Raw genomic sequence first — 26633 nt, 5'->3', positions numbered from 1 at the left:
TTTCACAATCTAAATCGCCAATCTTTGTCGATTTACGAGTGGGATTTCTCGTTCCTCGAAATGACAAGCAATGCGTTAAAAAAAAGTCGCAATCTTGTCAGGCTGAGCGAAGTCGAAGCCCCGCAATCATAATCGACAATTTTTAGAGCTGGTAACAAATCTCCTACGTTCTTCTTGTAAATAGGATCAACTTATCGAAACATGTTTACTGAAATACGCAACCGCCATTTCTACAATTTCGTCTTGGGTTGTAAAACTATATTGTATTCCGTTTTCTAAAGTATATTGATCACCAACGCTTGGAAAATATTCTTTCCCATTTGCGTGAAATGAATGTACAACGGTAAGCCACCGATGACGCTCGTGATCTTTAAAGGAATAGATTAGATTATCTGAAGTAATAAAGTTAGTTCCGTTATTAACATCAAGTATAGAAGTATATTTACTTTTTAAGAAACTACCATGAATACAGATGTTTGAATTGAATTTTTGAGATAATAATTTGGTTATTTTTTGGGTATTTTGCATATAAAAATCTTTTAGAGTTTGGTGTAGTATTGTAAATATAAGACAGCAATTTTCGCTTACTATACCTTTAAAAGTTTTTATTATATCAAAATAAGGTTTTATTGAATATTAATCGTATAGGTTAAAAACTCCCCATTTGGCTGTAGAAATTTGATAATGTGACTTCCAGTTGTCGCTGCGGTAAAATTATAAGTTGTTTCAACAGTTCCAATGTTTTGAGTGCAGTAACATCCTTCGTATTTGGCTTTTACAGTTATTGTTTTTGTGTTTCCCGAATTTGTTTCGGTAATAGAGCCAAAACCACCACAGCCATTTCTAATTACAAAACTGACCTTAATTGGAATTACTTGATTTACATTTCCGGTATCAGGAACATTTGCCGAAATTATATTGGCGTTTTCAAATGATAAACAAACCTGATCAAAAGTTTCTGTCCATTTTACAAATGGATACGTCATCATTTGGGTTTTCCAGTAAGTTTGAGTTCCTTCCGGAATACTTAAATAAATATCTTTAGTTTCGCTTAATCGGTCTGAAAGATTTAAAGTAGAAATTAAATTAATCAGATCAGTTTGATTGGCAGCATTCATACCAAAAAAACTATTTAAAATGAGCGTTTTCTTTTCGGCCTGATCGTAAAAAACAGTATAAGGTGTAGCGCCCCAAGCGCCGGTTTTTATATATGGTTTTTTATTTAATAGATTCATTAAATTGTTAACGCCGCTTTCTGAAGTATTTGAATTGTAAAAAAAGCCATTCATCTGCCGAATGTCAAACTGCAATTCATTTAGAGTTTTAAATACAAGAATTAAATCCGCATCTTTTTTGATTCCGATAGCTAGGTTTATTTTTGACGAATTTTCTGGAACGGTCTCAACTCCAGAATTCTCTGCAGAACAGCTAAAAAATAATACTGCAATAATACTTAACGTTAAAATTTTTCTCATTTCGCATCGGTTTTATTAAATAGATGCGTTTAATGTTAAAAGGTTGCGTTAGTTTTTGATAATTAAGTGATTATATGTTTAATTTACTTTAAATTCGGTATTGTTTTCAAGATTTAGAAATAAGTAAATTGATCCCATTGTAACTGAAAAGATTCGGCTTTAATTTTCCATATAATAAAATCTGTATCATCATTTTCAATATAAGGCTGATCATTTTTCCATGTAATTATTTCCAATTCAATAGAATTTTCAGATTCAGAAATGCTTTTGAATCCTGAAATAAAATAATCATTTTCAAGATTAGTAATATTGGTTTCTTTTTGATTTCTATTAAAATAAAACGATTCTGAAAATAAATTTGTGATTATTAATACAGACTTTAGTGAACGGATTCTATTTTGAAAACCTTCTTCGATAAAATTAGTTAACTCTGATACAGCAAAATGAATTGATAAATTCGTACCAACCCTTTCGAAAGTATTAATTGCATATTTGTCTAACCGATTTAAATTCTTGTTTATATAATCCATTAATTTTAAAGATTGTATTTTTTAGATCTTACTAATTTTACTAACCGACTTTTTGCTAAATAATATATCCCAACAAAAAGCAAAAACACCATAATTTTCATCAACAATGCAAGAAAAAAGTTAGAAGGATAAATATCTAAATCACGATACATTGTCCACGAGCTTGGTAAATAATCGCGATGTAAAGTAATAATAAAAATCATAAATCGTTCAATTGAAACAATAAGTAAAAAGCTAAATAGTATTCTCAATAAAGTATTTTTACTAACTTTTTTAAGTCTCAATAATTGTGTAATAGTGAACCATAAAATAGGCTGCGACCAAAATCCAATCCAATATTTCCCAAACATTCTGTTTAGCATATCGCTTTTTTCTTCTGGATTATTTTCTGCATAAAAAACAAAAATTCCAATTATCCAGACTGTAAAATAAATTACGCCAGCCAAAGAAATAAATTTAACGGCTTCTTCATCTATTTTGTACAGAATTGGTTTCTTTATAAAAATAGAAACAATTAGAAATAGAATTGAATATAAACCAAAGGCTGTAAAAAAATCTACCGTTATTATTTGAAGAAGTAATAGAATGTTTTCTCTCATTAATTATTTTTTAGGAGTGGTTTTATTAATCGAAAAAATATTCAATTACTATTTTGTCTTCTGTAACAATATGATCTGTAATATGAAATACTTCATCAATCCACGGATGTTCTAATGCTTCTTTTCTATCTAAAATAGAACCGAGTAAATCTTGTTTCCAAGGAGATTCTTCTCTGTCCATTAAGCCAACTTGATAATCGGTTTCATCAGTCCAAATTCTAAATGGAAAAGCAAATCTATTTTTAGGTTCATCATCCGTTTCCCAATCGCCAATACTAATTATTCCGGTAACAAGTTTGTCTTCATGTCCTTTTGTGAATTTTAAATAATAAAGAGCAAATGCATCTTCGTCTTTATGAACAAAACGAGTAAGCTTAACAATTTCATTATTACAGCATTTACAGATTTCGATGCTAGGTTCTTCAAATTCTATTCGTATCATTTGCTTTTAGATTTCAATTATTTTTTCGTTCTGTCTTTTGCCAAATGATTTTTGCTTTTCGAATAACCAGCTTCTTCTACATTAAAAGAATCTAGAATTCTATTCATTCTTTCGGCATATTGTTTTTCTTTACTGGCTTCTGTCCATGACATGATTTGATAGTATCGGTCTTTTCCCTGTACAATTGCAAATCGATAAAAAACGTTAAAACCGTCGCTGATTCCAGATACTGAAAAAACAATAGCATTTGAGGAATTAATTTTCTTTTTCTTTACATCGTAGAGCTTAAAATCTTTTAAACCGGATTTTTTAAAATTATTCAAAGTAGCATTGTAATATCCATCGAGATCTGGTGTTGTGTTTAATAAATTATTTTCAATAGCATTTACAAAATCAGTTTTTAATTCATCTATTACAATAACATAAAATTCGTCAAACTGATTCTGTAATTGTAAAGAAGCTTGATCATTTAATTCTGTCGTAACGCCAAGACTTTCCGGTACAGATAAAGAATATTTATTTTCGACTGTTTTCTTTTCAAATTTTTCATTCGAATGATTCTGATCGCATGAAGAAAGAACTACAAGAAATAGTAAAGAAATAATTTTTTTCATAAGTTATTTTCTGGTTTTTAGCTGATGTAATATTAATCCAAAATCGAATATTTATTACATATATAATGAAGAACAAATAAAAGTATTATAACTGCAATTCCAATTATAATTTCTGGATTGACTTTATCAAAAAGTTTGGGTTTTTTAGATAGAGAATGCACTATTGCTGTTATAATAGATATAGAAAATAGGAGTAAAAACCCGAATTTTCCATCATCATTATCTTCTTCATTTCTACATTCAAGGCTTAGATATTCTTTGTTATTTTTTATTAACGAATGAATTTCACAGGAAGTTTCTGTGTCAAAATCGTCTATTTCATCTTTTAAAATCGCAATTGAGATTGTATCTCCGGCTTTTATTTCATTTAGTACTTCATCATCATTAACACATCTATAATCATAACTGGAAATCTCGAAAGTACTTTGATTATTTATGCAGTTAATTTCTATCCATTTTTTACTTTGTTTCCCTTTTCTTTCTTTGAATTGAGGAGCGGTTGAAGTGATTAGATTTTCATAAACCTGAAGTTCTGATTGTTTTATTATATAGCTTCCACTGATGACTTTTATAAAAAAGTAAGTCCCAATGATGAAACAAATTACAGATACGATTAAATAAGTTTGTTGCTTTCTTTCCCAATCACTAATACTCTCAATCATAAATTTTATTGGCTGTTTGTTTTTCGATTTATATGTATTATTACAGGATTTTGACCATCTGCATTTCTTTTACTTCTGCCTTCCAGACCAATTTGAACATCATTTGGTTTTTCAGAATTTAGTTCGTTAGGACTTACATACGTATACATTCCGTAGCCATGTCCCGAAACAACCCAGCCTTCGGTTTCCTTTAAATGAGTAACGCTAAAGTCTCCGGCGGATCCTCCGGCATGTACAGGCCCAAATTCTTTCATTAATTTTATTGCCTCACTTTCTAAATCTGGAATAGTGTCTGCATTGTCAAAAATTATATAAGTTCCGTTTTCGAATAAAACCCAATCTTGAAATTTTGGATTTATAGCAAGTCTGACATGATTAAGTAAATCAGCTTCTGTCATTTCGTTAGATTCTTGATTGACAATTTTCTTTTTTTCAGGGTTTTTGCAACCCAACGAAAGGAAAGTTAAAAGAGGCAGAATAATTTTAAATGGCTTTATCTTCATATAGAATTTGGTTTCAAAAGGCTTTTTTCAAATGTATTAATTTTTGATTATGATTTAATGCTTTTGAGGTAATTTGATTTTCTTATTTGTTGTCTAAATAAGAAATATCAATTGTAAGAAAAAGAATATAAATATTAAAAAACTTTTACTATATTTGTCATTCCTAAAAATTACAGACGACAGTATTATACAATGTGAAACCTACAATTTTTAATATGTGGGATTCGACAACTGTGAGCATTATTAGCATTTTAAACAACTAATTATAAGCGTCAAACCATTGAATTTTAGGATTATGAATACAAACACACTTTCCAAAGAAGCTGAAACAAGACTTCTAAATTTCTTCACTACTAAAATTGATCCGCAAGACATGGCCAAAGCAATAAGGCAGGTAAATTATATCCTTGCTTTAGGCGTTATGCGAGAACATGAAACCCTTCAAACCGGAATTGATAACTTAGAAAACAGCTTTTTTTGGCTGAATGAATTGGCTGAAGTTTTGAATCCTTATTTGGAGAAGGAATAGAATTTTATAAAAAACCTCGATTTGAAAAAATCGAGGTTTTTTAACTTCTTATTTTATGTTCACAGCACATACTACGACTCAGTACAAAATCTTATGAAGACTTAATAAAGTATGCTCGAAGTTTATTTAATAGTATGTTTTGTTTAGTGAAATTACTTTCGTTCATAATTGCATTAAATAAATCAAATAAAGCAGATTGGCTTAATAAAACGGGTTCTATTCCAAATTTGTGCACTTTTCTATTTAATTTGCAAACATACATTGTATAGGAACCTTTAGGTGTTAAATCAATATAAATGTCCTCACATTTAAAAATATGATCATCATAATTATCGAAATGAGGATGAAAAATTAAGAAAGATTCGGAAGATCTGGGATATTCGCTATACGCTGTATTTCTTTTTAGAACTTTATCTTCAACTTCTTTGTTTTTCTTAATTTCATTACAATCACTACAAAGTACACAAAGGTTTTTAGGTTCGAAGATAAATTTTAATGGGTCAGTACTCTTGGGAATAATATGCTCAACATGACAATTATTAGCTGATTGCAAAGAAACGTCTTTTCTACAGTAAACACATTTCTTAGTTAGATCTCTATAATAGTTCCTAATATATCTTCGTAAATCTAGCAAGTCTTCATTAGACCAATCTTGGTATTTAAAATTAGGATCGGATAATTTTTGGTTAATTATTTTTTTTAAGTCTTTAGAAAAACTAATTGGTGTTTCAATATCTGCCATCTTTACTTTTTTAGATCCTTTATTAAATTATAAAGATGAACTATAGGATCATTTTCCTGTAGAAATTTAATTTGAGATTTTATGAGTTGATAATTTTTTAAATCATCTTCATCAAACTTTTTGTTTTTCCCTACTTTTGAAATAATTGAAAATGCTATTCGACTTAAATATTCATTTTTAAAACCTGGAGAATTGAAAACATTAGCTAATTGAAAGTCTATAGAATTATTTGCATAGTATTTAGCGTTCTTTAATTCTTTAGTATCCATCTGAAGTATATAGCAATTTTCTATTGATAATTTTGAAATAAGTTGAGGAGAGTGAGTTGCTATTATAAAATGACAGTTTTTGAAGTTTTGAAATGTTTCAATTAATAATGTGATATATCTTTCTTGCCATTCAGGATGTAAAGAAATTTCAGGTTCATCAATTAATATTAGCGAGTTATCGGCAATATTACAACTAATACCAATCAATGTTGTGAAAATACATTGCTCGCCAGAACTTGCCTCACTTATTTTATAGATATTATCAGTATTTAATTTACGTAATCCTACATCACGAAGCTTTACTATTCCAGCTTCAATCAAAAAGAGTATATCATCTATTTTAAGCTCAGAATCAATTATCGTTGAGTTTAAAATTAAGTTGTAAACAGTTTTTCTTTTTTCTTTAATTTGATCTAATATACTTAATAGCCTATTAAGTCTTTCAATATTCAAACTATCGTCTTCATTTTTGAAAAAACTCGAATAAGGACGGTGTAGATTATTAGTTCTTAAAAAAATATTTAAAAAATCTTTTTCTGGATCATCACTATTAAGTAAAAGCTGTATCTGACTTCTTAAAATTCGAAAATCAATTGCAATATGTAATTCTTCTGAATAACCCAAATAATTCAATACTTCTATAATTTTGCTAAAATGATATGAATCAATGCTTCTTATATATAGTAATTGTCCAATAATTTTGGACATAAAGCCCATAGAAAAATTAGTTGTTCTTAAATCTCTAATTCCTATATAAGAATAATATTCATTTTCAAGATTTATAGGCCCGAATATTGGAGGAAGTGGAAATTTGTCATAAGGGCTTGTTGATACTGCAATTATTTTATCAGGAGTTTTAGAAAACTCTAAATCGATTTTAGGATTTAATTTTTCTTTATATGATACAACAATGTCCACATGCCTTCCTTCTCTAACAGGGACAAAATTACTTATTATATCATTTAAAAGTCTGCTTTTACCAGTTCCATTTTTTCCCACAATAACAGTAAAAATATTTTGATTTTTATGATAATTATTATCATAGAGATTATAACTTTTGTTTCCTTTCTTAAATGTATTAATCATATGTTTTTTGAAATAATTGCGATAAGGCTTATTAGGATTGGTGAATATATTCGACTTAGATATTTTTCTTTAAAGTGATAAATATATATCTTATTTAATTATTTATTTTACGGAAAACCACAAAGAAGAATTATTTTTTATAATAAATAAAAAATGCCCCTGCTGGCGCGAGCGTCCAGCTCGTGAACGTATTACCATTTTAATTCAAAAGGAATATTACACGAGCGGGACGCTCGCGTCAGCTGGAGGCTAATTTATCCTTTAATTTTATCAAATATTCCTGGCATAGTTGGATTTCCATCATCTTTCAACATTCCAGTATCTGCACGACTAAAAAGTGATTGCAATATAAGACTTCTATCTTCTTGTGTAATTGTACTATCTTTAATTAAGGATAAATAGAAAACAGTAAGTTTTTCCCTTTCTTCCGCATCTCTGGCTAAATGAAAACTTGAAAACATTGCTTTTTTAACTGCTTGAATTCCAAAAAAGAGAAAAGAAATAAATGTTATGAAAATAATAGACCATCTAATAGCCCGAACTGGTTCCTTTGAGAAAATGCTCTCTAGCATATCTTCAGGAGTTAGCCATAATAAAAGAAAAAGCATAGATGCTCCTATAATAACAAGAATAATTAGCCATCTCATAAATTTATGGCCTTCATTATTTAATTCTGTAGCTCTTTGTTTCCAATATTCGGCAGGAACCTGAAATTTCATTTGTTCACGATAAGTTTGTTCCAGTTCTATTTTCGATTGCAAAGATTTTTTTAGAAGTTTTATAGCTGCCACTTGACTTTTAGTCATTTCATTTTCAACTTTCTCAGTCCACTCATTATAAATTTTTGAGAAAGTATCTTTCCATTCGTTTTGTATTTTCTTTAAATTTTCAATTTCGTCTATAGAGTCTTTCTCTGAATTTTTAAGCAATTCTGTAAATCTTTGACTGTCTTCATTAGTATCATGTTGAAACTTGTTTCGCATATTGGAAAAAGACATTTCTTGACTTTCTTTCGGTGAAAGAACATCGAAATCTTCCATTTCAAAATTCAGAGATAATATTAATCCTTTTAAATAATTTTTGTTAGAGATATTAACCGGTTGTACACTTTCAATAAGTGCATCAAAAGCACCTGTAAAAAGTTCAGGATATTTATTATTAAGATTTAATAGAAAAATTGTTTTTGGTGAATTATAAAGAAGGATTGTATTTTTTATATTGCTTAAAATTCTATTAATATTTTTATTTGTTTCTAAAGGATTTGCTAGAGGATTTGTTACTCCATTTTCTATACTTAATAAAAGCCTTGAGAAAAAATTAATAGACTCATTGAAATGATTCTTATTGCTTATAGCATTCCAACCTTCGTTTTGCTCTTCAACAAATTTATGAAGTCCAAGAAGATCATAGGTAGCTTCAAAGTTTTCTTTAGGAATTTTTATTGTGTATGCTTGATCACGAATAATATTGTCATTAGCTAAATTATTATAGCTTTTTATAAAATCTAAATGTTTCATATTAAAATAGCTAACTTTTTGAGTTACTGAAAACTTAATAGTCTTGATAAATTGTTATTCAGGAAAGAATTAATTCATTTTATCAAAAATATCAATTTACCATTCTAAACAACTACGTATTTTTACCTGTTTATTAAACAAAAAAAGGACGGCACTATATCAAGTACCGTCCTTCAAGGCAAATTTTAGATTTGCATTTTAAAATCAGTAACAATTTTAAAATGCCGCATTCAAGAATGCGTACAGTTTTTGGTAATCACTAAATTGAAGACTAAACGCAGGTTATTCGTTTATGATATCGCCTTCCTTAGTTTCTTCGCTGGCAATTTTTACCAGTTTATCTTTCAGGCTTAAATCTCCGAAAATTTCGATTTTATCGTCGATTTCTCTTCCCTTTTTAATGTCAACTCTGTTTGCTTTATGGTTTACAACTCTAATTACAAACAAACCTTCAGCAGAATTCACCACTGCCGATTTCGGAACTACAAATGTGCTGTCTTTCGCGTTAAGCGGTAATAAAACTTCGGCAACCATTCCAGGTAATAAATCTTTTTTTGTATTTACAACATCCATTTCAACACGCTCAGAACGCAATTTTAAATCTAAAGCACCAGACATTCTGGTAATTTTAGCTTTAAAAGTTTCAGGTAATGATTTTACATTAAAACTCATTTCGTCGCCTTCGTGTAAATATCCTGTATATAATTCCGGAATAGAAACCGCCAAACGTAATTTATCCTGCTGTTGAATCGTCAATAAAGGCAAATCTGAGCCTTTTCCTGCCGGACCAACAAATGTTCCTAAATTCACGTTTCTTGCCGCCACAACGCCATCAAACGGAGCGCGAATTTCAAGATAACCTCTTATAATCGAAACTTCTTTGTGAGCTGCAATTGCGGCTTGGTATTGTGCGTAATCAGAATTCTTTTTTCCGCTTGCCATTTCTAAATCATTTTTAGAAATCGTTCCTTCAACCTTGCTTGTTTCATACAAACGGTTGTAAGTGCTTTTGCTGGTAGCATAAATCGCTTCCATCGATTTTAATCTCGATTCGGCTGCAGCAAGCTGCGAACTAATTTCCGGAGCTTCTAAAACAATTAAAAGCTGTCCTTTTTTTACTTTAGAACCAATGTCAACTTTCAATAATTTTACGAAACTGCTCACTTTTGCGTATAAATCTACTTGTTGAAAACCAGTTAATTCGGCTGGTAAACGCAATTCTGTACTTAGTTTTTCTTTTTCTAAAAGAAACGTTTCAGTTTTAGGTTCGATTTCTGCCACAACAGGTTCTTCTTTCTTTGAATTACAGCTGTTAAGGAAAAATAATGCTGCAAAAAACAGCGCGCTATATTGTATTTTATTATTCATTATTTTGATTTTAATGATGAGATATAATGGATGCTTTCTTCGTCTTCAGGATCTAAAGAAACAGATTGTGTCGATGTTTTTTCTTGTGCCCAGGCAAAAATCTGAGGAAGAATTAATAATACGGCAAAAGTAGAAAATAATAATCCTCCAATAACCGCTCTTCCTAACGGAGAAACCTGATCGCCGCCTTCACCGTGTCCAATTGCCATTGGTAACATTCCCGCAATCATCGCCACAGATGTCATGATAATCGGACGAAGACGCAGCGCCGCAGCTTCTCGTGCAGATTCTAATGCATTTCCGTTTCGTTTACGCAATTGTTCGGCATTTGTGACCAGTAAAACGGCATTGGCAATCGAAACCCCAACCGACATAATGATTCCCATATACGATTGTAAATTTAACGTTGAACCTGTAAGCGTAAGCATTAATAAAGCTCCTAAAACTACCGCAGGAATCGTTGTTAAAATTACCAATGAAACCTTGAACGACTGGAAATTAGCGGCTAACATTAAGAAGATTACAAAAACGGCAACCAATAATCCTGTTTGTAAACTACTTAATGTTTCGCTCAATACAGTACTTAACCCAATTGGCGAAATGAACAAACCACGAGGTAATTCGCCTAAAGAACTAATTGTTTTGCCCACATCTTTTGAAGCCGTACCTAAATCGGTTTGGTTGATGTTTGCCGTAACGGTAATGTAAGGCATAGCCCCTAAATTGTCATTTTCACCACTTACAAATGTGGGTGTAATTTTTGCAACGTCACTCAAAACCGGACGAATCGAGTTTCTTAATACCGGAATTTCTCCAATATCGGTTTTACTTTTCATCTTATTTAAAGGAACCTGAACCTGAACGTTATAGGATAATCCTGCTCTTTCATCAACCCAGGTATTTTTTTCGGTATATCTTGATGATGAAGTCGAAGCCACAAGCGAACGAGAAATATCATTCATATCAACGCCTAATTCTGCAGCACGCGTTCTGTCAATATCAATATTCATTGCAGGATAGTGAATTGGCTGACCAATTTGCACATCTCTGAAATAAGAAATCGCTTTTAGTTTATCAACAATTTGATTGGCGTATAATTCATTTCGTTTTTTGTCTTTTCCTGCAATTCGAATTTCGATTGGAGTAGGAGAACCCTGGCTCAAAACTTTATCTGTCAATTCGATTGGTTCAAAAGAAACTTTAGTATTTGGCAGCACTTTTTTAAGTCTTGCTCTAAAGTCATCTTTAAATTCATCCATATCAACATGATATTCTTTTAAACTCACCTGAAAAACAGCTTCATGTGAACCTGCCATGAACAAATAAATAGGGTTAATAGAGAATAGGGAAGGGTGCTGACCCACATAAACAGAAGTGATTCCGATATGTTCTTTTCCAACCATTTTCTCTAATTCTTTTAAAACAATTCTGGCTTGTTCTTCAGTTCTTTCTAAACGAGTTCCGTCAACAGCACGCATTCTCAATTGAAACTGACTTGAATTTGTTTTTGGGAATACGTCTTTCCCGATAAACCCAATAAATACAACGGCTAAAGCTGTAGCCGAAACCAGATATATAATACTTGTCGCTTTTTTGTATGGAAACAATCGATCTAAAGTTCTCATGAAACGGATTTTGAATCTTTCAAAAAGACTTATTTTTCCGTTATTATCTGTATCTAATTTTTCAACATAACCTTTTTTCTGCGTAATAAGATCTCTTTCAGATTCCGGAGTTAAACCACAGTCTCTAAATTCGGCTTCATCATCTGTAATTTCCGGGCCATGTTCGTGTTTTTCATGACCTTTCATTATCCAGTTTGCCATTACAGGCACAAAAGTCTGAGATAATAAAAACGAAATAACCATCGAAAATCCAATCGCTAAAGCCAAAGGCAAGAACAAAGCTCCCGGAATACCAACCATTGTAAACGCTGGCGCAAACACGGCAAGAATACAAAGTAAGATCAATAATTTAGGTAATGCAATTTCCTGACACGCATCCCAAATCGCGAGTGCCTTGGGTTTGCCCATATCAAGATGCTGGTGAATATTTTCGATCGTTACCGTACTTTCATCCACCAAAATACCAATAGCAAGAGCCAATCCTGATAAAGACATTAAGTTGATCGTCTGCCCGAATAATTTCAGGAATAAAACTCCCGAAATAATCGAAATAGGAATCGTTAAGATTACGATTAATGCCGCACGTTTATCTCCAAGGAATAATAAAACCATTAATCCCGTTAAAACCGCACCAATAATTCCCTCAGTAATTAAACTTTTAACCGAGTTGATTACATAAACCGACTGGTCAAATTCATAAGATAATTTTACGTCTTCAGGAAGTGTACTTTGAATTTTAGGCAATTCTGATTTCAATTTTTGAACCACATCCCAAGTCGAAGCGTCACCCGCTTTTGCAATACTAATATAAACCGAACGTTTTCCGTTTACCAAAGCATAACCTGCCGTAATATCGGCACCATCTTTTACAGAAGCAACATCGCCTAATTTTAGATTTTGAACACCGCCTTTAAATAATGGAATCTGCTCGAAATCCTTAACTTCTTTAATGGTATTATTAGTTGGCGTAATATAGTTTTTGTCGCCCATACGAACATTTCCAGAAGGAGCCGTTTGATTGTTTAAACGAATCGCCTCAACAATTTGATCCGGTGTCATATTATGCGAACGCAATAAATCTGGATCAACATTTACCTCGATTGTTCTTGGGCTTCCGCCAAAGGGAGCCGGCGATAATAAACCGGGAATTGCAGTAAACGAAGCACGAACGTAAACGTTGGCTAAATCCTGTAATTCGTTATTTGATCTAATTTTACTACTCAAGACCAATTGACCAATTGGCAAAGAAGAAGCATCAAAACGAATGATAAACGGAGGCTGTGTTCCCGGAGGAAAAGCCGCCTGAATTCTGTTTGAAAGCGCACTTAACTCGGCAGCAGCCTGAGCCATGTTTGTACCTTCATAATAGGTTAATTTCATGATCATTAACCCCTGAATATTTTTGGTTTCTACCGATTTGATACCATTCGAAAAAGGTAAAACATTCACGTAGTTTTTAGCAAAATAAGCTTCCATCTGGTCTGGCGTATAACCTCCAAACGGATGCGCAATATAAATAACCGGCAAATTCATTTTTGGCAGAATATCTACCTTAATGTCCTTGATGGCACCAATTCCGAAGAAAAATAGACCCGCAACCAATACTAATATGGAAATGGGTTTGCGGAGTGCAAAACGTATTAAATTCATTAGACGTTATAATTAAAATTCATTTATAAATAAGTCAAAATTGCCCGTTGCAGCAACTTTCAGTAAAAACGACTGCCATACATTATTGTTCACAATATCACGATCGATTTCGGCACGATTTAAAGTGTAAATCGTTTGTGTCAAATCAGTTAGATCCGTTAAACCATTTTTGTATAAAGTCGATTTTTGAATGTAAGCTCTTTTTGCCGCATCAACCTGAATAGGCGCTTCGGCATAATTATCAAGTGTAATTTTGATCTTATCTTCGGCAAAAGTCAGCTGTGATTTTAATTCTCTGTCTGCCTGATTGTATTCTTCCTGTAAAGCCTGAGAAACAAATTTCTGAGCGCTTACTTGTTTGCTTGATCTAAAAGGTGTCGTTAAATTCCAAGTAATTCCAACTCCAACCAAATAATTGGTACGATCCGGATTTACACCATCCCAGTAATTTCTGCTAAAAGCATGCTGGTCTGTAGCATAACTGTTTTCAAATCCCGAAGCTCTGGTTTGTAAAACTCCAAAAGCACTCATTGTAGGGTAATAAAAACGTTTGTATAATTTAACCTGCTGATTGCTGTAATCGATTTTCGTTTTATAGAATTGTAATAAAGGATGCAGACTATCTGTAGCTGCATTTGTTTTAATCAATTCTTTTGGAATCTGCGTTACAAAAAGCGTATCTGTAACAAAATCCTGTGGCGCAACGCCCATTAAATCTACCAATCTGTTGTTTTGTTCTTTAACGAAATTCTTCGCCAGATTTAAAGCAATTTTAGCTTTTGAAACTTCGGCTGTAGCCAATGTAGAATCTACTCCGGCCAATAATCCGTTTTTAACTCTCGCAACCGCAGTCTTTTTGAAAACTTCGGCACGATCCAGATTTTTTTGCTGTGAAATCAACAATCTCTGGCTTGCCAATAGATTTAAATAAGCAGCAGAAATTTTGATTTCCTGCTGGAATTTTTCCTGCTGTAAATCTTTTTCTTTGGCCTGAACATCAATTTTAGACAAATTGATTTTTTCCTGCGTTTTTCCAAAAGTGAAAAAATCCCAGTTCATGTTGACCAGATAAAGTGCGCCAAAAGCCGAATTCCAGTTTTGTTCCGGCAGCGGTAATCCTGATGAAGCAACTCCAAGACCTCCAAATCCATAAAGCGGTCCGTTTTGACCATTTACAGTTCCGTAATCCTGCTGTGCCGACAAATTTAGGTTAGGCAGGTAATCACGTCGAGATTGTTTTAGAGTCTCTTTTGATGCATTGGTGTAATTGTTTTTTGCCCTAATCGAACCGTAATTTTCAAGCCCTGTTTTTACTGCTTCTTTTAAAGAAAGGGTTTGAGAGTAACCGATTGATGCAAAAATCAAGAAAAATAATAAGGTAATTTTTTTGAAATACATAAACTCAAGTGTGAAATTATAGTACAAATTTATTTCTCTTGTACTGATAAAAGTCATGTTAAGTGATGTACTGCAATAGTAAATGACCAATTCAATTGGTCATTTTTTAGAAATGATAATTAAATATTTGTCCGTACTTTGTGAACTATTTAAGTTTAAAAAATGAGCATAAAATTTGATAATATTCTGGATAACAAATGGTGGCAGGAAATTGCCGTCGTCGCGTTTTCCTTTACCATATATACTTTAAAAAATGACTGGATGTTATTTAGTTCTATAACATCTGTTTTAATGGGCGTTTTTTTCTACTGCATTCTTTACATGCATGCGCAGTTCAATCGTTTCTTCCTTTTTCCTATATTATTTAAAACCCGCCGTCCTTTTACTTACCTGGTATTAACGCTTTTTGGAGTTCTTGTTTTCTCTATTGTTTTGTATGAGATTACGATGCTGGACATATTTAGAAATCTTTATTTTTATCAAAACTCGCATCAAAGAAGTTATTTGTACCAATTGGCCAGTGTTTTAGGAACGTTGGTTTGTATTTTGAGCCCGATTATTGTTTTTAAATTCTACAGAATACACAGAAAACGTACAGAAGAAGCTTTGTTATTTAACCAAATGCAGTTGAATTCGTTAAAAGGACAATTGAACCCACACTTTTTATTTAATACTTTTAATACGCTTTACGGAATCAGCTTGGAATTTCCGGACAGAACGCCGGATTTAATCATGAAAGTTTCGCAGTTAATGCGTTATCAATTAGAAAGTAACAGTAAACAATGCGTATCTTTAGAAGACGAATTAGAGTTTATAAATAGTTATGTGCAGCTTGAAAAAGAACGTGTTGGATATCGTTGTGACATTACTTTTGATTCTAAAGTTGACAACGAAAACGCGTATAAAATTTCGCCAATGCTTTTAATTGCTTTTATTGAAAATGCTTTTAAACACGGAACCTGCGCAATTGAAAAATGTTTCGTTCAAATTTTTATTACGGTGGAAGACGGACAGCTGCATCTTCATGTAGTAAATTCAATTCCAACGAGGCAAACCGATGTTGTTTCGACCAAAATTGGTTTAAAAAACACGATTGAAAGGCTAAATCTGATTTTCGGGAAAAACTATACACTCGATATTCAGGAGAATAAAAAGACTTATATAGTTGATTTAAAAATGCAGTTGAAAAGATTTGCATAATGAGAGATCCAAAAAAATGTATTATTGTTGATGATGAGCCGGCAGCGCATTATGTTTTAGCTAATTATATAAAACAAAATCCGCAGTTAGAATTGGTTTTTCAAGGATATAATGGCATTGAAGCAATGGATTATCTTAGAGAAAACAAAGTCGATTTGATGTTTTTGGATATTAATATGCCGGAGATTTCAGGAATGGAATTATTGAAGATTATTCCCAATCATCCTAAAACCATTTTAACGACAGCTTATTCTGAATTTGCACTTGAAAGTTACGATTACGGCGTAATTGATTATTTACTGAAACCTATTTATTTTCCGAGATTTTTAAAAGCTGTAGATCGTTTTTTCTCTACAGAAAATGTAAAAACAAAAGAAGAGGAAGTAGTTGTAAATAAGGTAAGCGTAAAAGTCGATGGTTATTTTATTGATATTGAATTAGACCAGCTTTTGTATGCACAAAGTTTTGGAAATTATGTGAAACTGCACACAACAAAGCGAACTTATCTGGCTTCAATTACCACAACGGAACTTGAAAAATGCCTTCCGGAAAAGAATTTTATCCGAATTCATAAATCTTATATTGTCGCATTAGACAAAATTGATGCAACTGAAAAAGATTTTGTAGTCATCAAAAATGAAAAATTACCCGTTGGAATAACCTACAAAAGGGAATTGACGGACAGATTAAAAAAGTAACATTTTTTTTATTAAAAAATATTTGGATTTCATTTTAAAAGTAATAATTTTAGTACTTATTTTGGTTTTTAATTTTAATAGTCAGGATCATGAAAAAAGTATTCTTACTGCTGATTTTACTTTACGGTGGTTTTTTAAGCGCTCAAAATGAAGTAGTAACACCGCCCGAAAAAGTTAGATTTACTTTTGAAAAAGAATATCCAAATAAAGTTGCGGTCTGGTCTATAGATTACGTTGGCGATGATAATGATGAAATTAGATACGAAGCAAAATTTAATACTGATAAGAATACAAAAGCTCTGGCAGTTTATGATAATTTAGGAATTTTAAAAGCATATGAATTACAAATTCCGTTAACTCAATTACCTCAAAAAGCGCAGACTTATTTAAAGAAAAATTACGCACCAAAAGCGATTAGGGAAATCGCTGTGATAGTAAATGATAAAAATAAAACCACTTATGAAGTGGGTGTAGAAAAAGACTCCAGATTTTATGATGTTGTTTTTGATCAAAATGGAGGTTTTGATGTGATCATCGAAAAAAATTAACAAGCACACTTACTAATTCAATTATATTTAAAACGGCAAACCCGACAAGTTTTATACTTGTCGGGTTTTGTTTTTATAGGAAATATTTTAAAAATTAACTTTTTTAATAAATTTTAACGTAGTATTTTTACTACTTTATTATAACCAATTTATTTAAAGTATTAAAATGAAAAACTTCTATTTATTTGCCTGCCTTGTGTGTTGTAATTTTATGATAGGTCAAGCTATTCTTCTTCCGTCTGAGACTATTAGAACAGCTTTTGAACAACAATTTCCTAGAAAAAAGCAAATTTGGACAATGGAATATGGCAAAAATGAAAATGACATTAGATTTGTAGCAAAATTTATAGCAGCAGCAAAGACTCAGGCCTATGCTGTTTATGAAAGTGATGGCACTTTTAAATCATATAAAGAGCAAATTCCAAGCGCTAAATTACCACAAAATGCACAAGTTTATTTAGATGCCAATTATCCGATTAAAGCAAACGCGAAGCCAAAAAGTAAATCTAAGGCTGTACCTGCCGCAACTGTAAGAGAAGCTTATTCTGTTGTTGATGCTAAAAATAGAACAACTTATGAAGTGAGAGCAGTAAAAGATGGGAAAAATTATAATCTCATCTTTGATCAAGAAGGAAATTTAATTAAAACAATTCAAATAGCATAAAAAAAAATACTCTTTCAATTCCTTTAAAATAACAAACTCGACAAGTTTTTAAATCTGTCGGGTTTGTTTTTTATCTTTTTTAAATAAAATTATGCAATCGCCAATTTTTCTCTCCATTTAGCAAGATTTACACCTTTAAAAATAAGCCATAATGTGAGGCCTAATTCTGCAATGATGCAAGGAAACAATAATGCAAAATTGGAAAGCTGCGGTGCCAGAATTGATAGAAAACTGTTTATTAAGTAGCAAAGACCGGCTATTGCCATTAAGATACCTAATACTTTTGGCAAATAATGGGATTTATAAATCAAATATCCTTCAATAAGACACACAAATCCAAAAAAGATTAAACCTATACCAAGCCCATAGCTGTGTAATTTTATGGAAAGATAAGATAATGCGTGTAATTGATCTGGATTAAAAGATTTTAAATAATCTGAATCTCCCAGGAAAAATAAAGCAGCAAGCAGATTTAATTTATTGGCCGCCAATACAGCAGTTTGAATTAAGTTAAAAGATAAATTGAGCAGCGCTAGTTTTTTGTTTACAGGTCTAAGCAGATAATAAAGAATAATCATTACAGGCAGATCGCAAATTTGCATGATTAAATCTGCGCTGATTCCTATTCTCCATAAAAGGTCAGAATGAATAATATTGTTTGCTGTAGCGGCCGCATCTCCGTAAACAATTAATTTGCTTCTTACAAAGACTTCAGCAAATAAACCTGTTACAATAATAACCAGATATAATAATCCGGCTATTCTCGCATAAAATTGGGGAGAAGTTTCAAAATTTTTTGGTTTCATATTTTGGTTAGTTTAAGATAAGACGTTTGTCTCACTAAATTGTTACCAACCATGATATTAAGTTTTAAATAGAAACCCGACGGTCCCGATGCTTCGGGACTGTCGGGTTTAATTCATAATGCAAATAAGAATTACAAATTCATTCCGCCAGAAGCTTCAATACGTTGTGCATTTACCCAGCGTGCATCTTCCGTACATAAAAAAGCAACAACACCGCCAATATCATCTGGTAAACCAACTCTTCCTAAAGCTGTAATTGAAGCTATGTGTTGATTTAATTGTTCATTATCACGAACAGCGCCTCCGCCAAAATCCGTTTCAATAGCACCCGGAGCTACAACATTGGCTCTGATTTTTCTTTCGCCTAATTCTTTTGCCTGATATTTTGTTAATGTCTCGATGGCACCTTTCATAGAAGCATAAGCCGAATAACCTGGAAATGAAAATCTTGCCAAACCAGTTGAAATATTTACAATTCCGCCGCCGTCGTTCATTACGTTCAAAGCTTTTTGAGTCAAGAAAAACGGACCTTTAAACTGAATATTAGTTAATTTGTCAAATTCTGCTTCAGTTGTTCCAATGAATGAATTGTGAATCCCGATTCCGGCATTGTTTACTAGAAAGTCAAATTTATCCGTATTAAAAATGTTTTTTAAAGTCGAAGAAATACCTTCAAAAAAACCATCAAAAGTCTGTGAATCTCCCACATTCAATTGAAGAGAAGCTGCTTTTTGACCTAAACTTTCAATTTCTTTTACAACAGCGTCTGCCTCATCTTTTTTGCTGTTGTATGTTATAATAACATCAAGTCCTTTTTTAGCAATTGCAATTGCCATATTTTTTCCTAAACCTCTGCTTCCTCCTGTAACCAGAGCTATTTTTGTATTTACTGCCATTTTTTATAATTGTTAATTATTAATTGTGAATTATTGATAGTTTGTTGTTTGTTGTTCTGTCAGTCTGAGTGAAGTCGAAGACCCCGCACAGTGTGATTTTTTTTAAACACATAGAAACATAGATTTTATTTTGATTTGAAAAGACTGCAAAAAGAAACTAGTTTCTAACACATAGCGATGTGGGATTTAGATAAATGAAATTTCTTTTTAGCTGCATTTCTATGTTTGTTTAGATAAAATGAAATGCCTTTTATACGTTTTCAATAACTATGTTTCTATGTGTTTAAATAAAATTAATTAGCGTGCATTGCATTAAAATGATTTCTCAAATCTTCTGCGCTTGCGTTTAATCTTGTTTCGCTGGTCCCAAAAGTAAGTTCCGGTCTTCCATCTTTTAATTGTTCAAAAATAGATTCTATAAAACTGCTTACGCTTGGATGTGCGTCGTGTAAACCAACTCCGCCAAGATCTGTATTCAATGCAGGTGGAATAATTTCGATTACTTCGATATTCGTAGCTTTTAATAAATGACGAAGCGAAAGCGTAAACGAACGGAAAAATGCTTTTGTAGCCGAATAAACCGGAACTTTTGCAAAAGGCGAAAATGCCAGTCCAGAAGTTACATTCATTACCGTTGTTAAAGATTTCAACTCAATAAATAAGGAAGTTAAATGCAGAGGCGCTTCAATATTCGTACTGATTTCTGCTTTCATGCTTTCGTAGAAATCAGAATCTGTAACAGAAACCCATTTTTGGATTCCGGCATTGTTGATTAAAACATTTAAGTCAGGATGATTTTCTTGAATCCATTTGTAAAGTTCGATTCTTTCTTCTTCTAAAGATAAGTCGCATACTTTTGTGATTACGGAAGGAAATTTTGCTTTCACTTCATTTAAAACAGATTCTCTTCTGCCGCAAATAATTACAGTATTATTTTCCTGAATAAATCTTTCAGTAAGTCCAAGTCCGATACCGCTTGCACCGCCTGTTATTAAAATTTTGTTGTTTGATAAGTTCATCTTTTCGATCTTTTAAATTGATAAGACAAAGGTAGGAGTGAAGTAGAGTTGGGGAATTGTAAATATCAAACCGATGTTTGCAAAATTCAAATCAGGAGTAAATGAAATTACAAATTTTTAAAATTCCAAATTCCAATTGTCATTTTATGTCATCCTGAGCGAAGTCGAAGGACACGCCCTATAAGAACATACTGTATGGACTCAGCATGAGATCCTTCGACTTCGCTCAGGAGGACAAGCTTTGTGGTAATCTAAAATAGAAACTCTGCAATCTAAAATAATTATAAAATCTAAAATAATTCTACAACCTAAAAGCCAGCGGCGTTAAAGTTGTTTGCTTTTTAAAAAAGTTAGAAAAATGCGCTAATTCCTCAAAACCAAGAGAATAAGCGATTTCAGAAATATTCCAATCCGTTTGTTTTAAAAGGATTTTTGCTTCGTTTGTCAATCGGGAACTGATTAATTCAGTTGTGGTTTTTCCGGTATTTTCTTTTAAAACCTTATTTAAATGATTCACGTGAACAGATAATCTCGCTGCAAAATCCTTTGCAGTTCTTAATTCTAATCGCTGATGCGGAGATTCTATTGGGAATTGTCTTTCTAATAATTCGGCAAATAAAGAGGAAACTCTCGCTGCAGAATTGTGTTTAGAATAAAGAGCAGTTATGGGCTGTAATTTTTGTCCAAAGTGGATTAGTTCAGCCACATAATTTCGGATTAAATCATATTTATAGATATAATCAGAATTGATTTCTTTTTGTATTTTGTTGAATATCAATGCAACTTCTTCTACTTCTTCATCTGAAAGCTGAAAAATAGGATAACCGTCTGAAGCAAAAATAGGAAGATCGTCTAAGTCAATTCCGCTTTTGTTTTTAGATAAAAACTCGCTTGTAAAAACACAAAATTGTCCAGATTGATTGGTGTCTTGCGGAACGTAATTGTATGGGATTTTGGGTGTTGCAAATAATAATCCTTGTTTTTCTATTTCAATTACTTTGTTGGCGTACTCTGCTTTATTATGACCTCGAATCAAACTTATTTTATAATAAGCTCTTCTGTCATAAGGCATTGTTGGTTTTCCCTGAAGACGTTCTAAAAGTTCTTTGATATCAAATACATTAAAATGACCAATTTCTTTTTGAATGTCATTTGGTAATAATGAGTTGGGTTCAACAGTTTCGTCTCCGGTAATATCCTGGTAAAATGAATCTAGGGATTTCATATTTGTGAATTGTAAAATTCAAATATACGAAATTTTTTTGGCCCGCGGATTTTGCAGATAAAACAGATTTGCACAGTCATTGTGAGGAACGAAGCAATCTCATTTGCTGAATCAATTGGTGATCTTTGTTAGTGTGGTTGCTTCGTTCCTCGCAATGAAATACTGTGAGTTTATTTAACCGCAAAGAGCGCAAGGTTTTTTCGCAAGGTTCGCAAAGAAATAAAATAGCGTGCTTTGCGTAAATCTTTGCGCTCTTTGCGGTTAAAAAAGACTCCCCTGAATAAACTCAGCTTGTGCATTTCCATTAAAAGAAAAAGCATCAATTACAAAAAACTGTTTTTTAACAGGATCTAATTCTCTTAAAACAATTTCCTTACATGAAAAATCAATATCGATTGTCGTAAAAAGCTGCGAGGCAATTTTAAGGTTTTCAGGAGTTAATTTCCTTCCAATCGACATATGCGGATCGTCGCTTTTTTTGAGTTTTAAAGGTTTTAAAGATTCCTGAACCTTTTTCATAATGGGTTTCAGGTTGTTTTTTGATTCTTCATTTGGAGCTATGTAAAATGCTCCGGCATTGTCATAGGAACCAAAATGATCTAAATGAACTTGAAAAGGAATAAACGTATCGCAAACTTTAAAAAGCTTTTGTTTGTATTTGTCAATTTCGGATTCTGTAATTGTGAATTCACAAATCGTAATATGTCCAACAGAATTACAGCTGTTATACCAATCAATTTTGCTTTTTAAATAATCCTTCATTGTTTTGACAGAATCAATAACATCTTGGGAAGGATAAATGGCAACAGAATACTTTTTCTCCATTTTTAGGACTTTGAGTTACACAAATTTAAGCTGTTATTAATAATTAAACAGAGCGATTTATTTAGACCAAAAATTTCTTGAAAACCCATTATTTTGATCGTATGAATATTCATAGTCAATTGATTTTTTGCGTTTTGAAAATTCTTCAGAAGAAATAATCTTTATGTCTTCGGGATATTCAACTATGGCAGTTTTAATCAAATTATATTGAATTTTGCCTTTATCATTTTTATTCTTAACCAATATAATATCATCATTGCCTATTACTTCAATCAAATCATAAATTAGCACTAAACCGGAACCTTCATGTTGTATTTCGATATATTTTGATGGAAGAATATCACTTTCCATTAAATAAAAATTGCGTGATAGGCTTTCTTTAAAAGTATAATCTTTGTAAAGACATTGCGTTAAAAATAGTGAGACGAATAGAACAATAGTTATTTTGGAGTATTTTTTTCTCATTTGAACAGATTGTGTTACACAAATTTAGAATTTAAATTGTGCTGTCAAAGCAGTATAAAAATAATCTTTTCCAGAACCGGCTTCTTTTAAAAATGCACCAGCATCAAACCAGGCTCCTTCTACAGAAACGGTTAAAAAAGCATTTACATTGTAATCAAAATTTGTAATTAATTGCGTTCCTATAAAACGTTTGGTTGTGTTGTCTCCAGAATACAAAAGCTGCATGTTTGGCGCGTATAAACCGTCGTGAATGGAACTTCTCCAGAAAATATCATAATCGATTCCGAAACCTAATTTTTCAGTTAAATCTAGAGCAATTGACGGGTGAATGTCAATTAAGTTTGATGGGCCAATTAAGCCGACTAAACCAAAATAAGCACCTTTTGGATACAACGGATTAAAAGTCTGCAATTGATTGTCATTGCTGTTTTTATCTCCCGAAATGAATTCGGTTTTTAAACCAATTTCGGGATTGAATTTTACGTTTTCAAAAGTATAAGATGTATTCGATGAAAGTGTCCATGCGGAAATATTTTGCGAGTTGATTTTTCCGAATTGGTACAAACCTTCAAAATCATATTTCCAGTTTCCTTTTGTTTTCCATATTCTTGTTCCTATAGAATGTCTGGTTTCTTCACCAATGGCGTTATCAAAAACGGCGTTGTTTTTCCATAAACCCAAATAGTATAAATCGATATTTTGAATAAATGGCACTTTATGAAATACGGTATAACTTCCCCAAAGTTTGGCATTGTCATTAAAATCATCGTTGAAAACTCCAGGTTTGTTGGCAACAGGATGCGAGTAAAAAGCATCCGTCTGCCAATTGTTGTTTTTGTAGAATAATTTCATTCCATCAAAAGCGATTCTATTATTTGGACGTTCGCGAACGCTGACTAAACGCTGTGAACCATATGCCATTTCTTGTCTTCCAACTCTAAAAGTTAGCTGCTGATTTTTATTTTGAATGAAATCAACATCTAAAAAAGCCTGATGAAAATCGAGTTCGTTTTCATCGACCGGACTCGGATCAATTTTGCTGTTTGCTAAACTGCTTTGAAATTCAATAAAAGTTCTGAATCTTCCCAAATGAACATCGGCATTTAGTAAATATCTGGACAATAAATAACCGTCGCCGCCTGTGGTTTCGTCGCCCCATTTGTCATTTACGGTATAAAAATATTGTTCTCTTATTTCGCCGCCAATTGAGGCGTAGTATTTATTATTTTTAGATAACGGAATATATTTGATTTTCTCGTACCAGTTTTTCGTCGAGTCGGCTTTTAGATATTGGAAATCATCGTCATATCGCAGCTTTTGGAAAACTGGTTTTTGTTGTGCATTTGCAGAAAAAATGATTCCCAAAAGCAACAATAATCGGAATGTATTTTTCATATTAGTTTTTTTGGTAACCTCCAAAGTAATTTACTGGACTCCAATCCGGAATCGCTTTTGGTGTTTCTTTGGCAAAGGTTCTAAATTCATTATCAGCATAAACTACTTTTCCGTTTACGACTGTTAGTTTTGATTCTATATTTAAGATTTTTTCTTCAGGAGCAGCAAAATAATCATCAGAAAGGATAGAGAAATCGGCTAGTTTATCTGCTGTCAGCATTCCGCGGTCTTTTTCAATATTGATTAATTGTGCGCTTCCGTAAGTGAATAATTTTAAAGCGGTTGTTCTGTCCAGAATGTTTTCATCATTCATATATTTTAAACCGCCTAAAGTTTTTCCGGTTGTTAACCAATATAAACCAACCCACGGATTGTAACTTGCTACACGGGTTCCGTCAGTTCCCATTCCTACTTTAATTCCTAATTCTAGTATTTTCTTCAGCGGAACTGTATTCGCAACAGCTGTTTTTCCATATCTTTTAATGAAACTTTCGCCTTGATACGCCATTCTATGCTGAATTGCTAATCCGCCGTTTAAAGCTTTGATACGTTTTAAATTTTCTACAGAAACCGTTTCTCCGTGATCAAAGAACCATAAAAGTCCGTTTAAAGGTGTTTCTTTATTAATGTCTTCAATTACATTTAAAAATCTGGTAATGCTTTCGTTATAAGTGGCGTGAATTCTAAACGGCCATCGGTTTTTAATTAATAAAGACAAAACTTCTTTTAATTGTCCTTCCATCGCCGGACTTAATTCTGGTCTTGGTTTATCGAAATTTTCAAAATCTCCGGCACTCATAACTAAATTTTCTCCTGCACCCTGAACATGATATTCTACTTTATCTGAATGATGATCGTCGTCACAGCCTTCGCCAATTTCAACGGTATTAATCCATTTGGTGTAATCGTTTAGTTCGCTTCCCGCTTTTTGTGCAAACAAATAATACGGCATTCTAATCGTTAAATCGCTGTCTTTACATAAACCATTTGTTACACCATAATCGTCTGGAAAGTTTTGAAATCCGCCCCCTGCATCCATAATAGCGGTTACGCCAAGACGGTTCATTTCGGTCATAAATTGTTTTGTGGAGTTTATTTTTTCTTCTGGAGATAATTCCGGAAGCTTAGAAAGTGTTGAGTATAAAATGAAAGCATTTGGTTCGGCAACTAATAATCCGGTTGGGTTTCCTTCTGGATCTTTTTCAATTAATCCTGCATTTGGGTTTGGCGTATTAGCGTCAATTTTTAAAGCTTGTAATCCTGCTTTGTTTAAATAAGCGTGTCCGTATAAGTGAAGAATAAATGCCGGAACATCGCCTGTTGCTTCGTTTATTTCAGCTAAAGTCGGAAGTCTTTTTTCTTCAAACTGATAAGCGTTCCATCCGCCTACAACACGAACCCATTGTCCTTTTGGAGTTCTTTGTGCTTGTTCTTTCAGCATTGCTAATGCTTTTTTGAGAGAACGAACACCGTCCCAGCGTAATTCGGTATTAAAGAATCTTCCGCCGCGGATAATGTGCATGTGAGAATCGAATATTCCGGGAATAATTACTTTTCCTTTGGCATCGATTATGGTTGTTTTTTTGTCTTTTAATTTTAAGATTTCGCTGTTTTTTCCTGTTTTCAGGATTTTTCCATCGGCGACAGCCATAGCTTCGGCAATTGTATTTTTATCGTCTAAAGTGTGAATTACAGCATGATGAACGATAAGCGTGGCTTTTTTGCCTTGAGCGAAAATTGAAACAGAAAGCAATAAAAGAAAAGCTAATGTTTTGAAAGAGAGTTTCATGGTTGTGGTATTTGTTTGGTTTAGTAGAAGAAAAGACTGTACGTTTTATATAGTCTTTTTTAATGGATTAAATATTAGACGCAGATTTTACGGA

Annotated in this window: 27 protein-coding genes; 5 read left to right on the top strand and 22 right to left on the bottom strand. The window is 32.4% G+C overall.

Going from position 1 to position 26633, the window contains the following annotated elements; translation table 11 throughout:
- Window positions 1–186 precede the first annotated feature (186 nt).
- The 8 genes from B3C18_RS16140 to B3C18_RS16105 all read right to left on the bottom strand — a co-directional run bounded on the left by B3C18_RS16140 (window position 187) and on the right by B3C18_RS16105 (window position 4825).
- Window positions 187–528: a hypothetical protein gene (locus tag B3C18_RS16140; protein WP_291148718.1), complete on the bottom strand. Its 342-nt coding sequence runs from the start codon at window positions 526–528 to the stop codon at window positions 187–189.
- Window positions 529–626: 98 nt separating this feature from the next.
- On the bottom strand, window positions 627–1475 hold the full coding sequence (locus tag B3C18_RS16135) for a hypothetical protein (protein ID WP_291148713.1): 849 nt from the start codon (window positions 1473–1475) through the stop codon (window positions 627–629).
- Window positions 1476–1588: 113 nt separating this feature from the next.
- Complete coding sequence (locus B3C18_RS16130; RefSeq protein ID WP_291148710.1) at window positions 1589–2005, bottom strand: hypothetical protein; 417 nt, start codon at window positions 2003–2005, stop codon at window positions 1589–1591.
- 5 nt (window positions 2006–2010) lie between these two features.
- Entirely contained in the window at window positions 2011–2604 is a 594-nt protein-coding gene (locus tag B3C18_RS16125; protein WP_291148707.1) for a hypothetical protein, read from the bottom strand.
- A gap of 25 nt (window positions 2605–2629) precedes the next feature.
- Window positions 2630–3046: a hypothetical protein gene (locus tag B3C18_RS16120; protein ID WP_291148705.1), complete on the bottom strand. Its 417-nt coding sequence runs from the start codon at window positions 3044–3046 to the stop codon at window positions 2630–2632.
- A 17-nt stretch (window positions 3047–3063) separates the two neighbouring features.
- The gene (locus B3C18_RS16115) at window positions 3064–3660 is read right to left on the bottom strand and encodes a hypothetical protein (protein ID WP_291148702.1); all 597 of its coding nucleotides are present in this window, start codon (window positions 3658–3660) and stop codon (window positions 3064–3066) included.
- Window positions 3661–3692: 32 nt separating this feature from the next.
- Complete coding sequence (locus B3C18_RS16110; protein WP_291148699.1) at window positions 3693–4322, bottom strand: hypothetical protein; 630 nt, start codon at window positions 4320–4322, stop codon at window positions 3693–3695.
- Window positions 4323–4327: 5 nt separating this feature from the next.
- Window positions 4328–4825 (bottom strand): hypothetical protein, encoded by a 498-nt coding sequence (locus B3C18_RS16105; RefSeq protein ID WP_291148697.1) that lies wholly within the window; start codon window positions 4823–4825, stop codon window positions 4328–4330.
- A 295-nt stretch (window positions 4826–5120) separates the two neighbouring features.
- On the opposite strand from B3C18_RS16105, the gene B3C18_RS16100 reads away from it, so the two are divergent.
- Window positions 5121–5354, top strand: a complete 234-nt coding sequence (locus B3C18_RS16100; RefSeq protein ID WP_291148694.1) for a hypothetical protein — start codon at window positions 5121–5123, stop codon at window positions 5352–5354.
- A 91-nt stretch (window positions 5355–5445) separates the two neighbouring features.
- On the opposite strand, the gene B3C18_RS16095 is transcribed toward B3C18_RS16100, so the two are convergent.
- The 6 genes from B3C18_RS16095 to B3C18_RS16070 all read right to left on the bottom strand — a co-directional run bounded on the left by B3C18_RS16095 (window position 5446) and on the right by B3C18_RS16070 (window position 15009).
- Window positions 5446–6096, bottom strand: coding sequence for an HNH endonuclease (locus B3C18_RS16095; RefSeq protein WP_291148692.1), 651 nt, complete (start codon window positions 6094–6096; stop codon window positions 5446–5448).
- Window positions 6097–6098: 2 nt separating this feature from the next.
- A complete protein-coding gene (locus B3C18_RS16090) occupies window positions 6099–7451 on the bottom strand; it encodes an ATP-binding protein (RefSeq protein WP_291148690.1) in 1353 nt (450 codons plus the stop codon).
- Window positions 7452–7705: 254 nt separating this feature from the next.
- Window positions 7706–8968 (bottom strand): DUF6161 domain-containing protein, encoded by a 1263-nt coding sequence (locus B3C18_RS16085; protein ID WP_291148686.1) that lies wholly within the window; start codon window positions 8966–8968, stop codon window positions 7706–7708.
- A gap of 282 nt (window positions 8969–9250) precedes the next feature.
- Window positions 9251–10336, bottom strand: coding sequence for an efflux RND transporter periplasmic adaptor subunit (locus B3C18_RS16080; RefSeq protein ID WP_291148683.1), 1086 nt, complete (start codon window positions 10334–10336; stop codon window positions 9251–9253).
- Window positions 10336–13611, bottom strand: coding sequence for an efflux RND transporter permease subunit (locus B3C18_RS16075; protein ID WP_291148680.1), 3276 nt, complete (start codon window positions 13609–13611; stop codon window positions 10336–10338). Before B3C18_RS16075 ends, B3C18_RS16080 begins: the two co-directional genes overlap by 1 nt.
- 12 nt (window positions 13612–13623) lie before the next feature.
- Entirely contained in the window at window positions 13624–15009 is a 1386-nt protein-coding gene (locus tag B3C18_RS16070) for a TolC family protein (protein ID WP_291148675.1), read from the bottom strand.
- Window positions 15010–15171: 162 nt separating this feature from the next.
- On the opposite strand from B3C18_RS16070, the gene B3C18_RS16065 reads away from it, so the two are divergent.
- The 4 genes from B3C18_RS16065 to B3C18_RS16050 all read left to right on the top strand — a co-directional run bounded on the left by B3C18_RS16065 (window position 15172) and on the right by B3C18_RS16050 (window position 18119).
- Window positions 15172–16209 (top strand): sensor histidine kinase, encoded by a 1038-nt coding sequence (locus B3C18_RS16065; RefSeq protein WP_291148672.1) that lies wholly within the window; start codon window positions 15172–15174, stop codon window positions 16207–16209.
- Window positions 16209–16907 carry a LytR/AlgR family response regulator transcription factor gene (locus tag B3C18_RS16060; protein ID WP_291148670.1) on the top strand — a complete coding sequence of 233 codons (699 nt, stop codon included), beginning with the start codon at window positions 16209–16211 and terminating at the stop codon, window positions 16905–16907. Before B3C18_RS16065 ends, B3C18_RS16060 begins: the two co-directional genes overlap by 1 nt.
- Window positions 16908–16996: 89 nt before the next feature.
- Complete coding sequence (locus B3C18_RS16055; protein ID WP_291148667.1) at window positions 16997–17455, top strand: PepSY-like domain-containing protein; 459 nt, start codon at window positions 16997–16999, stop codon at window positions 17453–17455.
- 166 nt (window positions 17456–17621) lie between these two features.
- The gene (locus tag B3C18_RS16050; RefSeq protein ID WP_291148665.1) at window positions 17622–18119 is read left to right on the top strand and encodes a hypothetical protein; all 498 of its coding nucleotides are present in this window, start codon (window positions 17622–17624) and stop codon (window positions 18117–18119) included.
- Between the two features lie 89 nt (window positions 18120–18208).
- On the opposite strand, the gene B3C18_RS16045 is transcribed toward B3C18_RS16050, so the two are convergent.
- From B3C18_RS16045 to B3C18_RS16010, 8 genes are all read right to left on the bottom strand, one after another.
- Window positions 18209–18925 carry a DUF4386 domain-containing protein gene (locus tag B3C18_RS16045; protein ID WP_291148662.1) on the bottom strand — a complete coding sequence of 239 codons (717 nt, stop codon included), beginning with the start codon at window positions 18923–18925 and terminating at the stop codon, window positions 18209–18211.
- 131 nt (window positions 18926–19056) lie between these two features.
- Window positions 19057–19821, bottom strand: coding sequence for an SDR family oxidoreductase (locus tag B3C18_RS16040; protein WP_291148659.1), 765 nt, complete (start codon window positions 19819–19821; stop codon window positions 19057–19059).
- Between the two features lie 293 nt (window positions 19822–20114).
- Window positions 20115–20840, bottom strand: coding sequence for an SDR family oxidoreductase (locus tag B3C18_RS16035; RefSeq protein ID WP_291148656.1), 726 nt, complete (start codon window positions 20838–20840; stop codon window positions 20115–20117).
- Between the two features lie 301 nt (window positions 20841–21141).
- Window positions 21142–22065, bottom strand: coding sequence for a helix-turn-helix domain-containing protein (locus tag B3C18_RS16030; RefSeq protein ID WP_291148653.1), 924 nt, complete (start codon window positions 22063–22065; stop codon window positions 21142–21144).
- 261 nt (window positions 22066–22326) lie between these two features.
- Complete coding sequence (locus B3C18_RS16025; RefSeq protein WP_291148650.1) at window positions 22327–22890, bottom strand: 2'-5' RNA ligase family protein; 564 nt, start codon at window positions 22888–22890, stop codon at window positions 22327–22329.
- Between the two features lie 57 nt (window positions 22891–22947).
- Complete coding sequence (locus B3C18_RS16020; protein WP_291148647.1) at window positions 22948–23241, bottom strand: hypothetical protein; 294 nt, start codon at window positions 23239–23241, stop codon at window positions 22948–22950.
- A gap of 138 nt (window positions 23242–23379) precedes the next feature.
- Window positions 23380–24750 carry an alginate export family protein gene (locus tag B3C18_RS16015; RefSeq protein ID WP_291148645.1) on the bottom strand — a complete coding sequence of 457 codons (1371 nt, stop codon included), beginning with the start codon at window positions 24748–24750 and terminating at the stop codon, window positions 23380–23382.
- A gap of 1 nt (window position 24751) precedes the next feature.
- Window positions 24752–26539: an amidohydrolase gene (locus B3C18_RS16010; RefSeq protein WP_291148643.1), complete on the bottom strand. Its 1788-nt coding sequence runs from the start codon at window positions 26537–26539 to the stop codon at window positions 24752–24754.
- Between the last annotated feature and the right edge of the window lie 94 nt (window positions 26540–26633).

Origin of the sequence: Flavobacterium sp. UBA7680, assembly GCF_002482975.1 — a bacterium.
In the GTDB taxonomy this organism is placed as follows: Bacteria; Bacteroidota; Bacteroidia; order Flavobacteriales; family Flavobacteriaceae; genus Flavobacterium.
This window is presented reverse-complemented; position numbering and strand designations above follow the sequence as displayed.